The sequence below is a fragment of the Phenylobacterium immobile (ATCC 35973) genome, assembly GCF_001375595.1.
Classification (GTDB): Bacteria; Pseudomonadota; Alphaproteobacteria; order Caulobacterales; family Caulobacteraceae; genus Phenylobacterium; species Phenylobacterium immobile.
Window position 1 is genome coordinate 439,346 of the sequence record NZ_CVJQ01000001.1, and the last position, 13,335, is coordinate 452,680.

Sequence of the window (13,335 nt, forward strand, 5' to 3'; positions counted from 1 at the left end):
TTGTCCCGGTAACGACGTCTCTGGTGAGATCACGCCGCCAACGTCGCCGCATCGATGACGAAGCGGTACTTCACGTCGCTCTTCAGCATGCGTTCGTAGGCCTCGTTGATGTCGTCGGCCTTGATGGTCTCGATATCGGAGACGATCCCGTGCTCGGCGCAGAAGTCGAGCATCTCCTGCGTCTCGGGGATGCCGCCGATCAGCGAGCCGGCGAGTGTCTTTCGCGAGAAGATCATCGGGGCCACATTGAGCGCCGGGTGCTTATGTTCCGGCACCCCGACCAGGCACATGGCGCCGTCGCGCTTGATCAAGTCCATGAACGGGTCGAGGTCGTGGCTGGCGGCCACCGTGTTCAGGATGAAGTCGAAACTGTCGGCGTGCTTGGCCATCTCATCGGCGTTGCGCGAGACGACGACCTCGTCGGCGCCCAGGTCCAGCGCGGCCTGGCGCTTGGATTCCGAAGTCGTAAAGGCCACGACCTTGGCGCCCATGGCGTGGGCGATTTTGACCCCCATGTGGCCGAGTCCGCCGATGCCGACGACGCCGACCTTCTTGCCCGGCCCGACCTTCCAGTGGCGCAGCGGCGAATAGGTGGTGATGCCTGCGCACAGCAGCGGCGCGACCGCGGCCAGCTGGCTCTCGTCATGGGTGATCTTCAGGACGAAGCGATCCTTGACGACGATCTGTTCGGAATAGCCGCCGAGCGTATGGCCTGGCGCGTCGGCGGTCTCGCCGTTGTAGGTCCCGATCAGGCCGCACTCGCAATATTGTTCCAGGCCCTCCTCGCAGGCCTCGCAGGTCAGGCAGCTGCCGACCATGCAGCCGACGCCGACCGTGTCGCCGACCTTGAACTTGGTCACCGCAGGACCGACCGCTGTCACATGGCCGACGATTTCGTGGCCAGGCACGCACGGGTAGAGGGTGCCGGCCCACTCTGAGCGGGCGGTGTGCAGGTCAGAGTGACAGACGCCGCAATAGGCGATGGCGATTTGCACGTCGTCGGCGCCCACGGCGCGACGCTCTATGTCGATGGCTTGAAGGGGCTTGTCGGCGGCAAGCGCGCCATAGGCTCTAATCGCCATGGTGGGGCTCCAGATTTCAAATGTGCGGAAGGGCGCCCAGGGGAGGTTGGGCCCCGAAAGGATATAATAATAGCTCAGGTTGAACCGACGGGAAGGCCCCTCGTCGAGACGGCGTAAACCTTAGAAGTCGACGGCCAGACCCTTGCGCTCCCAATCGCCGAATCGGGTGGGCTCCAGGCCCGCCGGCCCGCCCTGCTCGCGCGCCTTCTCGATGGCCTCGGCCTCGGCGGCATGACGGGCGGCGGCCTCCTCCAGGGCGCGACACGCGGCGGGCGAAAGCACCTTTCCAGGCGCGGCGTTGGGGAGATCGGCGACGTCCATATGCTGATTTTAAGCTCGCGCGCCGGGCTGCGCCAGGCCTTCGGCGCTTGCGCTGGCCCGTGTGAACGGGCACCGGGCTCTGGTGAGCGAAGAACAGAACGATATCGCCGGCGTGCCGGCCCGCGCCGCGGCGCTGAACCTGCTGACTGCGGCCCTCTCCGGCCGGGGCGGCGTCGACGAGGGCCTGGGGCACGCGTCGTTGACGGCGCTGAGCCCGCGCGACCGCGCCTTCGCGCGCGCCGCCGTCATGGCGACGCTGCGTCATCTTGGACCTATCGATCAACTGCTGCAGGAGCGGGTCAAGCGTGCGCCCCCGGATCGGGTGGTGCAGATCCTCAGGTTGGGCGCGGCTCAGTTGCTCGTCCTGAAGACTCCGCCGCACGCCGCGGTGGCGGCCTCGGTCGATCTCGCGGGCGCCCATCCGTGGAGCCAAAGCTTCAAAGGTCTGGTCAACGCCGTCCTGCGCGGCCTGGTCCGCGAGCCGGCCGAGGTCGCTGACCCCGAACGCCTGGCCCCGCCCTGGCTCTACGCCCGTTGGCGGTCCGCCTTCGGTCCTGAGGAAGCGCGCAACATCGCCGCGGTCATCGCGCAAGAGCCGGCCACCGACCTGTCGCTGAAGGCCGTCCCCAACGAGACCCTGCCGGCCGAATTGCCGGCTGAGGTTCTGCCCGGCGGCTCGCTGCGGACCGAGCGTCGCGGCGATGTGGCCACGTGGCCGGGCTTCGAGGCCGGCGCCTGGTGGGTGCAGGATTTCTCCGCCGCCATCCCCGCACGCCTGCTGGCGATCCAGCCAGGCGAGGCCGTCCTCGATCTGTGCGCCGCGCCGGGCGGCAAGACCCTGCAGCTGGCCGCCGCTGGCGGGGAGGTGGTTGCTGTCGATCGTTCAGGGCCACGCCTGCGCCGGGTCAGCGAAAATCTCGCCCGCACAGGGCTCACCGCCGAGATTGTCGAAATCGACGCCGCGGTCTGGAAGGATCCGCGCGACTTTGACGCCATCCTGCTGGATGCGCCCTGCAGCGCCACGGGAACGTTCCGCCGCCACCCCGATGTCCTGTGGGCGGCCAAGCCCTCCGACATCGCCAGCCTCGCCGCCGTGCAATCCCGCCTGCTCGACGCCGCAGCCAAGCGAGTCCGCCCCGGCGGCCGGCTGGTCTATTGCGTCTGCTCGCTCGAGCCGGAAGAAGGCGAAGGCCAGGTGGCGGCCCTCCTGGCGCGCAACGCCGAGCTGACGCTTGATCCGATCGCGCCCGGTGAAGGTGGAACGCCGGAGGCCAGCCTGCGGCCGGATGGAACCGCCCGCATCTTGCCGCACCATCTCGCCGGGGGGACCGACGGCTTCTTCATCGCGCGTTTCCGCAAGCCCTAGGTCAGTCGGGCTGGTTTGCGGCTGAGGCGCTGCGCTGTTAAGCGGGGTCATGGCCGAACGCACGATCATCGCCCCCTCCATTCTGTCCGCTGACTTCGCCAGCCTCGGTCAGGAAGTCCGCGCCATTGCGGCGGCGGGCGCTGACTGGGTGCATGTCGACGTCATGGACGGCCACTTCGTGCCCAACATCACGATCGGCCCGGACGTGGTGAAGGCGCTGCGGCCGCACGCGACCATCCCCTTCGACGTCCATCTGATGATCGCGCCCGCCGATCCCTACCTCGAGGCGTTCCGTGCCGCCGGCGCCGACCTGATCAGCGTCCATCCGGAGGCTGGTCCGCACCTCAACCGGACCCTCAAGCGCATTCGCGAGCTCGGCGCCAAGGCTGGGGTGGTGTTCAACCCGTCCACCGATCCGTCTGTGATCGAGTGGATGATGGATGAGGTGGATCTAATCCTGGTGATGTCGATCAATCCAGGCTTCGGCGGTCAGAAGTTCATGACCTCCCAGCTACGCAAGATCGAGAGGCTGCGGGCGATGATCGACGCCTCGGGCCGCCAGATCGAGCTTGAGGTCGACGGTGGGGTTACGCCGGAGACCGCGCCGCTGTGCCGCGCCGCCGGCGCTACCGCCCTGGTCGCCGGGACCGCCGTTTTCCGGGGCGGGCCAGAGGCCTACGCCGCCAACATCGCCGCCCTGCGCGGCGACTGACGAAGCGCCATGGCGCCGGTCGTCCTTCCAAGACTGCCTGGCCGCCACCTGCCGCTGGCGGTCGCCGTCGCCGCGCGACGGCGGCTGGCCGCGGAATGGGCGGGCCTGAGCCCGGACAACTGGCTTCCTGCGCCGTCTGACACAGGCCTCAGCGGCTCGCCGCGCGACCTGCGTCCCGCAGACGTAAAGGCCGGGCAGCGCCTCCTGAAGGGAGATTTCCGCCTGGCGGGGCTGCCGTTCGAGACTGGCTCGCGCGGCGACCCGTGGGACCGGCCCAGCCCCAGCTACGCCTTCGCGGTCGCGCTGCACCGGATGGACTGGCTCCGCGACCTCCTGTCCGCCGGCAGGCCGGGCGCTGTCGAGGCCTTGCGCCTCCTGCTGGATTGGCGCCGCGGCTTCGGCCGTCCTGGCGGATTCGCCTGGACGCCGGACGTGTTGGAGCGTCGGGTCTTCAACCTCGCCTGCAGCCTGCGGATCGTCTGCGCCGGCGCCTCGGAAGCTGAAACCGCGGCCCTCGCTCGGAGCTTGCTGGCCCAGGCGCGGCGGCTGTTGACGCTCGATGACGGGCGGCCGCGCGCCGCCGAACGCTGCGCCGCCGCCGCTGTCGCGGCTTCGGCCCTGTCGGGCAAGCGCGTTGAGGGGCTGAAAGCCCGGGCGCTGGCGCGTCTGGCGCGGGCCTTGCCGCAGACGGTGTTGGCCGATGGCGGTCACGCCAGCCGTAGTCCGCAGGCTGGGCTCGATCTCCTGTTCGACCTCCTGACCCTCGACGAGTCGCTGACGGAGCGGGGCCAAGCCGCGCCGCCGGCCATGATGCAGGCGATCGACCGGTTGCTGGGCGCTGTGCGGTTCTTCACCCTCAGCGACGGCCGGTTGCCGGCGATGCAGGGCGGCGAGGCCATGACCGCCGCGGTGGTCGCGGCTGCGCGGGCGGAGGACGAGTGGGCTGATCGGCCCGCGCCGAACGGCCTCGGCGGCTTTCATCGGATGGGCGGGCTCAAGGGCCTTGAGATCTTCGCCGACGCTGCGCCCGCCGCCGCCGGCGCCTGGAGCGTTACGGCCTGCGCTCAGCCCCTGGCGCTGGAGATTTTGGCTGGGGGTCGGCCGCTGATCGGCGGCCAGGGTTGGTCGCCCGGCGGGCGCGGACCCCAGGCCCTGCGCATGGTCGAGGCCGCCTCCACCCTGGCGCTGGGCGACGAAGGATGCGGCGGACCGCTCAGCGGGTTCGCCGCGGCGGCGCTGGGCCCGCGCCTGGACGATGCGCGCTACGATGTGCGCGCCGAGCGCCGAGAGGCGGACGGCGCCGTGTGGCTCGACATGACCCACGACGGCTGGGCCCAGCGGCTGGCGCTGCGTTGCGAGCGCCGCCTCTACCTCGACCCGGCCGCTGAGGAGCTGCGCGCCGAGGACCGGTTCACCGCCTTGGGCGGGCGTCGCCGCGTTGCGGGCCACTTCATCCCCTATGCGATCCGCTTCCATCTGCACCCGGGGGTAAGCGCGCTCGCCGCCCGTGACGGCAAGAGCGTGCTGATCAAGGCCGAGGGGCAGGAACAGGCCTGGCTCCTGCGCACCGACGCCCAGGACGTCCATCTGGAGCCGTCGCTTCGATTCCTCGGCGCAGGGGAGGTTCGCCGCAGCCAGCAGATTGTCCTGCGCGGGCAGGTTCGCGTCGAACAGGGCGCGCGCGTGCGCTGGAAGCTTTCGCCGGCGGAACCGCAACGTTGACGCTGAGGCGGCGCCGCCTTAATTCCGCGTCGACCTCGCGTGACTGGCGAAACAAGATGGGCGACCATCGGGGAGCGTGAGGGTCCATAGCCGCCGCTCGCCTGGGCATGACCTCACCCCCCCCTGGAGAGCCGCCATGCCCGCCGCGCCCGATTTTCCCGCCGCCCCCGACCTCAACCCCATCCGCCGCGCCCTGATCTCGGTTTCCGACAAGACGGGGCTGGTGGAGGCCGCCAAGGTCCTCGTTGACCACGGCGTCGAGCTGGTCTCGACCGGGGGAACGCGCGCGGCCATCGCCGCGGCCGGCCTGCCGGTGAAGGACATTTCCGAGCTGACCAGTTTCCCCGAGATGATGGACGGCCGGGTGAAGACCCTGCACCCCATCGTCCACGGCGGCCTGCTGGGCGTGCGCGACGCGCCGGAGCACGCCAAGGCCATGGCCGACCACGGCATCGGCGGCATAGATCTCGTCTATGTGAATCTCTACCCCTTCGAGAAGACCGTGGCCGGCGGCGCCGACTACGCCACCGCCGTCGAGAACATCGACATCGGCGGTCCGGCGATGATCCGCTCGGCGGCCAAGAACCATGGTTATGTCGCCGTCTGCACCGAGCCCTCCGACGTGGCTGAGGTGCTGGAGGCCATGGCGGCCAATGGCGGCGCGACGCCGCTGGCCCTGCGCAAGTCCTTGGCGGCGCGGGCCTATGCGCGCACTGCGGCCTATGACGCGGCGATCTCCGGCTGGTTCGCAAGCGAGCTCGGCGTTGAAGCGCCCGCTCGGCGCAGCATCGCGGGGGAGCTGGTGCAAACCATGCGCTATGGCGAAAACCCGCATCAGAAGGCGGCCTTCTATCGCACCAGCGAAGCACGGCCCGGCGTGGCGACGGCTCGCCAGCTGCAGGGCAAGGAGCTCAGCTACAACAACATCAACGACACCGACGCGGCTTTCGAACTGATCGCCGAGTTTGACCCGGCGAACGGTCCCGCCTGCGCCATCATCAAGCACGCCAATCCTTGCGGCGTGGCCGTCGGTGCGACCATGAAGGACGCCTATGACCGGGCGCTGGCCTGCGACCCGACCAGCGCCTTCGGCGGCATTGTCGCCCTGAATCAGAAGCTCGACGCGGCGACCGCCGTCGAGATCCTCAAGCTCCTGACCGAGGTCGTGATCGCCCCCTCGATCGATCCGGAGGCCGCCGCCCTCTTCGCCAAGAAGAAGAACGTGCGGCTGCTGGAGACCGGCGGCCTGCCCGATCCGTTATCGCCCGGGTTCACCTACAAGTCGGTGGCTGGCGGCTTCCTGATGCAGAGTCGCGACGACGCGCGCCTGACCGCGGCCGACCTCAAGGTGGTGACGGAGCGCGCACCGACCGAGGAAGAGATCGCCGACATGCTGTTCGCCTTCACGGTGGCCAAGCATGTGAAGTCTAACGCCGTCGTCTACGGCAAGGCCGGCCAGACGCTGGGCATCGGCGCGGGCCAGATGAACCGCAAGGATTCGGCCCGCATCGCCGCCTTGCGCGCTGCTGACTTCGGCCTGGACCTCACGGGCTCAGCCTGCGCGTCCGAGGCTTTCTTCCCGTTCCCGGACGGCTTGATCCAGGCGGCCGACGCCGGCTGCACGGCGGTGATCCAGCCCGGCGGCTCGATGGGCGACAAGGCGGTGATCGACGCCGCCAACGCACGCGGGCTCGCCATGGTCTTCACCGGCGTGCGGGTGTTCAGGCACTAAGACTTCACCGCCGCCGCTTCGCCGTCGTCGGCGGAGGCGGCGTCGCCAGTTCGCGCATCGCGGCGTTGGCGATGGTCAGCTTGGCGAAGGTCCAGTCGCCGCCGCCGGCGGCGATGTCCTCCAGCGCCTTGGCGGGCCCGCGGGCCCGTTCGCCCTGCAGCGCGGCCCAGGACGAGACCGCGTCGGCGGCGGTCTTGGCCCGCTCGCCGGCCTGGGCCCCCGCCTGTGAGGCGGCGCAGAACGCCATGACCATCTGGGTGACCTGGGCCTGCTCGGCCAGCATGTCCTCGATCAGGCGGCGCAGCGCCACCCGCTCGAAGGCGTCTCCGGCGGCGAAGCTTCCGGCCGCTTCCCGCAGCTTGTCGAAGCCGAACGCTGCGCCGGCTGCATGGTAGAGCCTGGCGACATTCGCCGTGGGCCAACTCGAGGCCTCCGCCAGGTCAACCAGGTCCGCCGCCAGGGTCAAAGGCTGCAGGATCGCCGCGGCCATCGCCAGGTCCTCCGGCGCGCCCAGGGCGGTCAGTTCGTCGCGTCGGGCGGCCACGGCGGCGTGGTCGGCCGGCGACAGGGCGTCGGGCAGCAACCGCTGAACGGCTTTGAAGCCATCGCCATAACGCGCGTTCAGCTGGCCCACCGACAGGCTCTCGCGACCCGCCCGCCGGGCCAGCCAGAAGGTCGCGCCGCGCAGGGCCGCGCCAATCCGCCGGAACAGGGCCATCTGCGCCGCAGCCGGCGCCTTGCCGTCGAGACTTGCGACCCTGGCCCACAAAGTCTCCAGGCCAATCAAGGCCTTGGCCGCTTCATAGGCTGCGACGAAGCCGGTGAGGTCACAGGCCGCCGCCGCCATCAGACGAGCTGGGAAGCTCGGCCCGCAACGGTCGATAATGTCGTTGGCCAGGACCGTGGCGATGATGTCGCGCCGCAGCCGGTGGCGCAGCATCGGCTCGCGCCACTTGTGCATGGCCTTGGGGAAGTAATCGATCAGCGCCGCCTCGAACCAGGGATCGTCCGGCGCCGGATTGCCCGCCATCTCGCGCTTCAGCTCCAGCTTGCCATAGGCCAGCAGGACGGACAGCTCGGGCCGGGTGAGGCCACGGCCGGCCTGTTTGCGCTCGAGAATCTGCGCCGACGACGGCAGGCCTTCGACTTTGCGGTCCAGCCGCCCTTCGGCTTCCAGGGCGGCCATGAACTCGGCATGAGGCTCCAGCTCGCCTGCTGCATCCATCTCCATCAGCGAGAGGGCGAGCGTCTGGCTGTAGTTGTGCGCAAGCACGTGGCTGGCGATCTCGTCGGTCATCGAGGCCAGGACCGTGTCGCGCCTCTTGCGGGTCAGCTCTCCGCTGCGCTCCAGCATGCCGGTCAGAATCTTGATGTTCACCTCGTGGTCGGAGGTGTCCACGCCCGCCGAGTTGTCGATGGCGTCGGTTTCGATACGCCCGCCGAGCGTCGCGTACTCGATCCGCGCGGCCTGCGTCACGCCCAGGTTCGCGCCCTCGCCAACGACCTTCACGCGGAGATCGGACGCATCGATGCGGATGGCGTCATTGGCCTTGTCGCCGACATCGGCGTTGGCCTCGCGGCTCGCCTTCACATAGGTGCCGATGCCGCCGAGGTAGAGCAGCTCGGCCGGCGACTTGAGGATCGCCGTCATCAGCTCGGCCGGCGACAGGGTTTCAGCGGACACGCCCAGAAGCGCCCGCGCCTCCGCCGACAGCGGCACGGACTTCAGAGAGCGGGCGAACACGCCGCCGCCTTTGGAGATCACCTTGCGGTCGTAGTCATCCCACGATGAGCGCGGCAGGGCGAACATGCGCTGGCGCTCGGCGAAGGAAGCTTTCGGATCGGGGTCAGGGTCGAGGAAGATGTGGCGATGGTCGAAGGCCGCGGTCAGCTTCGTCTGCCTGGACAACAGCATGCCGTTGCCGAACACGTCGCCAGACATGTCGCCGACGCCGATGACGGTGAAGGGCTCGGTCTGGATGTCCTTGCCCAGCTCGCGGAAGTGGCGCTTCACCGCCTCCCAGGCCCCGCGGGCGGTTATGCCCATGGCCTTGTGGTCGTAGCCGGCCGAGCCGCCGGAGGCGAAGGCGTCGCCCAGCCAGAAGCCGTAGTCCTCGGCCACGCCGTTGGCGATGTCGGAGAAGGTCGCGGTGCCCTTGTCGGCGGCGACCACCAGATAGGGATCGTCGCCGTCATGGGCGATGACGTTTTGCGGCCGCACCACCCTGCCCTCGGCGTCGAGGTTGTCGGTGATGTCGAGCAGGCCCTTCAGGAAGGTCTGGTAGGCGCGGACGCCAGCGGCGCGGATTGCTTCGGGCCCGCCGGATTTCGGCGCCTGCTTCGCATAGAAGCCGCCCTTGGAGCCGACAGGCACGATGACGGCGTTTTTGACCTGCTGAGCCTTCACCAGGCCGAGGACTTCCGTGCGGAAATCATCGCGCCGGTCGGACCACCGCAGGCCGCCGCGCGCCACGGGGCCGAAGCGCAGGTGCACGCCCTCGACATTGATCGCGCAGACGAAGATCTCGCGGAACGGCTTGGGCGCAGGCAGGTCGGCGAGCTCGCCGCTCGCGACCTTGAAGCTGATGTATGGCTTTGGGCTTCCGTCCTCGCCGACCTGATAGAAGTTGGTCCGCTGAGAGGACGCAACCAGCAGGGCCATGCGGCGCAGCACCCGGTCGTCGTCCAGGCTGGCGACGGCCTGCAGGGCCTCGATGATGTCCGCCATCAGCGCCTCGCCCTGGGCCTGTCGCTCGTCCAGGGACAGGCCCAGCGCCGGGTCGAACCGGGTGTGGAACAGCCTCAAGATCAGGGACGTGACGTCGCCATGGGCGGCCAGAGCCTGCTCCTGCACCCGCTGGGTCGGATCAAGCCCGCTCTGCGAGCGATAGCGCGCCAGCGCCCGAACGAGGGACGCCTCGCGCCAGGTCAGCGACAGCTCCATCACCAGGCGGTTGAAGCCGTCATTCTCGGCCTCGCCACGCCAGACGGCGGCCACGGCGTCCTGGAACACCGGCTTGATCTCGGCGAAGACCAGTCGGTCGCCGCGCGGGTCCTCCATCTCGAAATCGTGGACCCAGGTCGTCTCGCCACCCTTCGGCGTGACGGGGAAGCCGGCCTCGGCAAGCGCCTTCAGGCTCATGTTGTCGAGGATGGGCAGCACGTCCGACAGCGCGGCCGGCTGGCCCGGGCTGTAGAGCTTGAACCGGAACTGGAAGGTGGAATCGGCCTCCGTGCGATAGGCGCGGACCTCGACGCCCTCGCCGCGTTCGATGCCTTCGATGACGGCGATGTCGGAGAGCGCCTGCTGCACCGTGAACCGGTCGCGGTAACCAGCCGGGAAGGCGCCGCGCCACTTCTCCAGGGTGTCGACCACAGCCTCAGGCTCGCGGCCGCTTGCACGCACCGCGGCGTCGAAATGATCCTCCCACGACCGCGCGGCTTCGGCGATCACGCCTTCCAACACTTTCAGATCGGGCTTGACCCCGGCGCCCGGCGTGAAGCCGATGATGTAGTGAACCCGCGCCAGCGGCGCGTCGGAAAAGGTCGGGTAGAGCGCCGAAATGCGCCCCCTGTAGGCGTCTGCAAGAATGGCGCCAGCGCGGTCGGCCACATCTGAATCGAACTGGTCGCGCGGCAGAAACAGCAGCACCGAGGCGAACCTATCCAACGGGTCGCGGCGTTCGAACAGTTTCACCTTTGGGCGATCGTAGAGGTGCAGCACCCCCAGCGACTGGGCCAGGAGCTCATCTTCCGTCATCTGGAAAAGCTCGTCGCGCGGCTGGTTCTCGACGATGTTCTTCAGGCGCTTTTCGTTATGACTGCCCGGCGCGGCGGCGGCGCGTTCCAGCACGCGGGCGACCTTGGCGCGGATCAGGGGGACAGCTGCGGCGGGCTGGTCATAAGCCGCCGCGGTGAACAGGCCCACGAAGCGGACCTCGCCGGTGGCGCGGCCGTCGGCGCCGTAGCGCTTCACCCCGACGTAATCCATGTAGCCGCGCCGATGGACGCGGCTGCGAAGGTTCGACTTGGCGACCATCACCGCCGGATCTGTCCGCAGGCGCGCCTGGACTTCGCCGGTCAGGATGGCCGGCTCATTGGCGCGACGCAGCACCTGGCGATCAGTGTCACGCAACACGCCCAGCCCGTCGGTGGCCTTATAGAGCGGTTCCTCGGCGATGTAGTCGCCATCCTTGCCGATCGGATACTCATAGGTCCGGGCGCCCAGGAAGACGAACTGCTCAGCCTGCAGCCAGGACAGGAAGGCGATCTCTTCGTCGCTGACCTTGCCGACGGGCGCGGTGGTTTTCAACTCCGCGAGCGTGCGGCCTAGCAGGGCCAGCATTTCCTGGAAGTCGTCGACGGCGGCGCGCACCTCACCCAGAGTCTGCATCACACCGGCCTGCAGGGCGGCCTCGCGGTCGACGCCGACGGGATCCAGGATCACGTGGATCATGGATTCGCGGCGTGGCTGGCCTTCGCCGCGGACGCCGGCGCTGTCGCGCGCGATGTCGACAATGGGGTGGACCATGGCGCGGACCGACAGACCCTGGTCGGCGATCTCGCCCATGACGCTGTCCACCAGGAAGGGGCAGTCGTCCTGCACGATCTCCAGCCGGTCGAGGCCGGCCGACTGATCGCCGATCACCGGCTCCACGCGCACGTGCGGGCTGCGACCGCGCCGGCGAGCCCCGAAGGCCCAGAAGTCGGCGAGGTTCGCCGCGATCTCCTCGGTCGTCAGCTCGGGCAGTTCGTCGGCGCGGGAATCGGCGCTGGCTTGTTTGGCGAAGCTCTTGGCCGCCTCGGAGGCGTCCTTAGTGGCTGCAAGAATCTGTTTGGCGAGCTCGGCCTGAAGGCGCTCGGTTCCGGCGCGGGAGGATTTCGTCATGGACGGTCTCCCGCGCCGGATGCGAGGGCGTCGTTGGTGGAGAGCGACCAACGACGGGCTGTTCCGGCGGGGGGGACGACCGGAACCTGGGGTGCTCGCTGCGCCCGATCGGGGGCGTCGGGGGCGCGCCGGCCGGGCGATGCCGCCCGACCAGATTTAGATAGGAAGCCCATGCTCAAGTTTAAGTCCCTCCCGATACGACTCGGCCGTTCGGCGTTTATTTTTCTGCAGTTGTCTTGCCTGCGTTCGTCTGGCGGGGCCGCAGGGTTCTGCTCGTCGCCTTTGGCTTGGTCTCGCTTTCCGGCGGTTCGTGCCCCGGCGGCGTAAGACCGGCCCGGCTTTTCAGCTGGTTCGGCTCGCCGTCCGCGGAGAGCAGCACGGCGATCCAGCGGGTTCCTTCGAACTGCGCCAGGATCACCATCACCATGACGGCGAGAGGCGTCGAAAGAAAGGCGCCGGTCACCCCCCAGATGGCGCCCCAGAAGGCCAGGGCCAGCAGCACGGCCACCGGGTCCATGTTCAGGCTGCGGCCTTGCATGCGCGGATAGATGATGTTCCCGACGACGGTGGTGACGCCGTAGAGCACCGCCAGAAGGGTGAAGGCCTGCCAGTAGGTCGGGAACTGCAGGAGGGCGAAGAGCGGCGGCGCCGCCACGCCTATCACGCCGCCGATCACCGGGATGTAGGAGGCGATGAAGATCAGGAAGGCCCAGAAGGCGGCGTTGTCGAGGCCGACCGCCAGCATCACAAGGTAGGAGACCCCGGTGATCATCAGTCCGGTGACCGTCTGCACCCAGAGATAGCGCTCCACCCCGTCGCGGATGCGCGCGAAGGTCTCTACCGCTTCGTGCCGGCGAGCCTTCTCAGGGAACATGCCGATCATCTTGCGCTTCCAGCCGGCGCGTGCGGCCAGGATGAAGCCCAGATAGACCAGCGTGAAGGCGGCGGTGGAGGTGAAGCTTTGCAGCCAGCTTGCGATCATGCCGAAGGAGCGGGCCGGGTCCAGCATGTGGACCAACTGGTTGACTGTCGGCGGGACGTCGACGCCGACCAGACCAGCGACGCGCGCCAGCACCTGGTTCATCCGCGGCATGTAGCCGGAGACCTGGCTGGCGAAGGCCGCGGCGTTGTCGGCGATGAACACCGCGGTGCCGCCGAAGAGGATCAGGGACAGGATGACCGCCAGCGGGAGGGCCGCGCGCGGCGGCAAGGGCAAGCGCTGGCGCAGGACGCGGGCGAAGCCGTCGATCATCACCGCCAGGAAGGCCGCCAGCGCGAGCGGGGTCAGGATGTCGGCCAGCCAGCGGAGCGCCGCGCCGCCGGCGATCACCGCCAGAATGACCACGGCTGTGCGGGTCACCGCGTCGGACTTCAGCGGGGCGGAGGTGACGGGCATGGCGGCCTTTGCAGATGGGAAGCGACTGTCGAAGTCCGTCTCTGCCTCGTCAATGCCTAGCTTGACCGTGCGTTCCGCACACGCACGCCGCCTGTGGCGCTGACGCGACGGGACAG

The 13,335-nt window shown here is 69.0% G+C and carries 8 protein-coding genes and 1 riboswitch; of the genes, 4 read left to right on the plus strand and 4 right to left on the minus strand.

Translation table 11 applies throughout. The features are described 5' to 3' along the window. Positions 1-29: 29 nt before the first annotated feature. Both BN1313_RS02170 and BN1313_RS02175 read right to left on the minus strand, forming a co-directional pair. Positions 30-1,082 carry an NAD(P)-dependent alcohol dehydrogenase gene (locus tag BN1313_RS02170; RefSeq protein ID WP_091735950.1) on the minus strand — a complete coding sequence of 351 codons (1,053 nt, stop codon included), beginning with the start codon at positions 1,080-1,082 and terminating at the stop codon, positions 30-32. A gap of 120 nt (positions 1,083-1,202) precedes the next feature. Continuing rightward, positions 1,203-1,403, minus strand: coding sequence for a DUF1674 domain-containing protein (locus tag BN1313_RS02175; RefSeq protein ID WP_091735953.1), 201 nt, complete (start codon positions 1,401-1,403; stop codon positions 1,203-1,205). Positions 1,404-1,485: 82 nt separating this feature from the next. On the opposite strand from BN1313_RS02175, the gene BN1313_RS02180 reads away from it, so the two are divergent. From BN1313_RS02180 to purH, 4 genes are all read left to right on the plus strand, one after another. Then, the gene (locus BN1313_RS02180) at positions 1,486-2,769 is read left to right on the plus strand and encodes an RsmB/NOP family class I SAM-dependent RNA methyltransferase (RefSeq protein WP_091735957.1); all 1,284 of its coding nucleotides are present in this window, start codon (positions 1,486-1,488) and stop codon (positions 2,767-2,769) included. Positions 2,770-2,818: 49 nt separating this feature from the next. Next, positions 2,819-3,481, plus strand: a complete 663-nt coding sequence (gene rpe / locus BN1313_RS02185) for a ribulose-phosphate 3-epimerase (protein ID WP_091735959.1) — start codon at positions 2,819-2,821, stop codon at positions 3,479-3,481. Positions 3,482-3,490: 9 nt separating this feature from the next. Then, positions 3,491-5,203, plus strand: coding sequence for a heparinase II/III family protein (locus BN1313_RS02190; RefSeq protein WP_091735962.1), 1,713 nt, complete (start codon positions 3,491-3,493; stop codon positions 5,201-5,203). A 29-nt stretch (positions 5,204-5,232) separates the two neighbouring features. Further along, positions 5,233-5,317, plus strand: a riboswitch (ZMP/ZTP riboswitch). Between the two features lie 22 nt (positions 5,318-5,339). Then, positions 5,340-6,935, plus strand: a complete 1,596-nt coding sequence (gene purH, locus BN1313_RS02195) for a bifunctional phosphoribosylaminoimidazolecarboxamide formyltransferase/IMP cyclohydrolase (RefSeq protein WP_091735966.1) — start codon at positions 5,340-5,342, stop codon at positions 6,933-6,935. 4 nt (positions 6,936-6,939) lie between these two features. On the opposite strand, the gene BN1313_RS02200 is transcribed toward purH, so the two are convergent. Next, complete coding sequence (locus tag BN1313_RS02200; protein WP_091735969.1) at positions 6,940-11,823, minus strand: NAD-glutamate dehydrogenase; 4,884 nt, start codon at positions 11,821-11,823, stop codon at positions 6,940-6,942. A 217-nt stretch (positions 11,824-12,040) separates the two neighbouring features. Beyond that, positions 12,041-13,219, minus strand: coding sequence for an AI-2E family transporter (locus BN1313_RS02205; RefSeq protein WP_091735972.1), 1,179 nt, complete (start codon positions 13,217-13,219; stop codon positions 12,041-12,043). Between the last annotated feature and the right edge of the window lie 116 nt (positions 13,220-13,335).

Coding starts and splice junctions, on each gene's coding strand:
- BN1313_RS02170 (WP_091735950.1), bottom strand. CDS start 1,082: ATGGCGATTAGAGCCTATGGCGCGCTTGCCGCCGACAAGCCCCTTCAA.
- BN1313_RS02175 (WP_091735953.1), bottom strand. CDS start 1,403: ATGGACGTCGCCGATCTCCCCAACGCCGCGCCTGGAAAGGTGCTTTCG.
- rpe (WP_091735959.1), top strand. CDS start 2,819: ATGGCCGAACGCACGATCATCGCCCCCTCCATTCTGTCCGCTGACTTC.
- BN1313_RS02190 (WP_091735962.1), top strand. CDS start 3,491: ATGGCGCCGGTCGTCCTTCCAAGACTGCCTGGCCGCCACCTGCCGCTG.
- purH (WP_091735966.1), top strand. CDS start 5,340: ATGCCCGCCGCGCCCGATTTTCCCGCCGCCCCCGACCTCAACCCCATC.
- BN1313_RS02200 (WP_091735969.1), bottom strand. CDS start 11,823: ATGACGAAATCCTCCCGCGCCGGAACCGAGCGCCTTCAGGCCGAGCTC.
- BN1313_RS02205 (WP_091735972.1), bottom strand. CDS start 13,219: ATGCCCGTCACCTCCGCCCCGCTGAAGTCCGACGCGGTGACCCGCACA.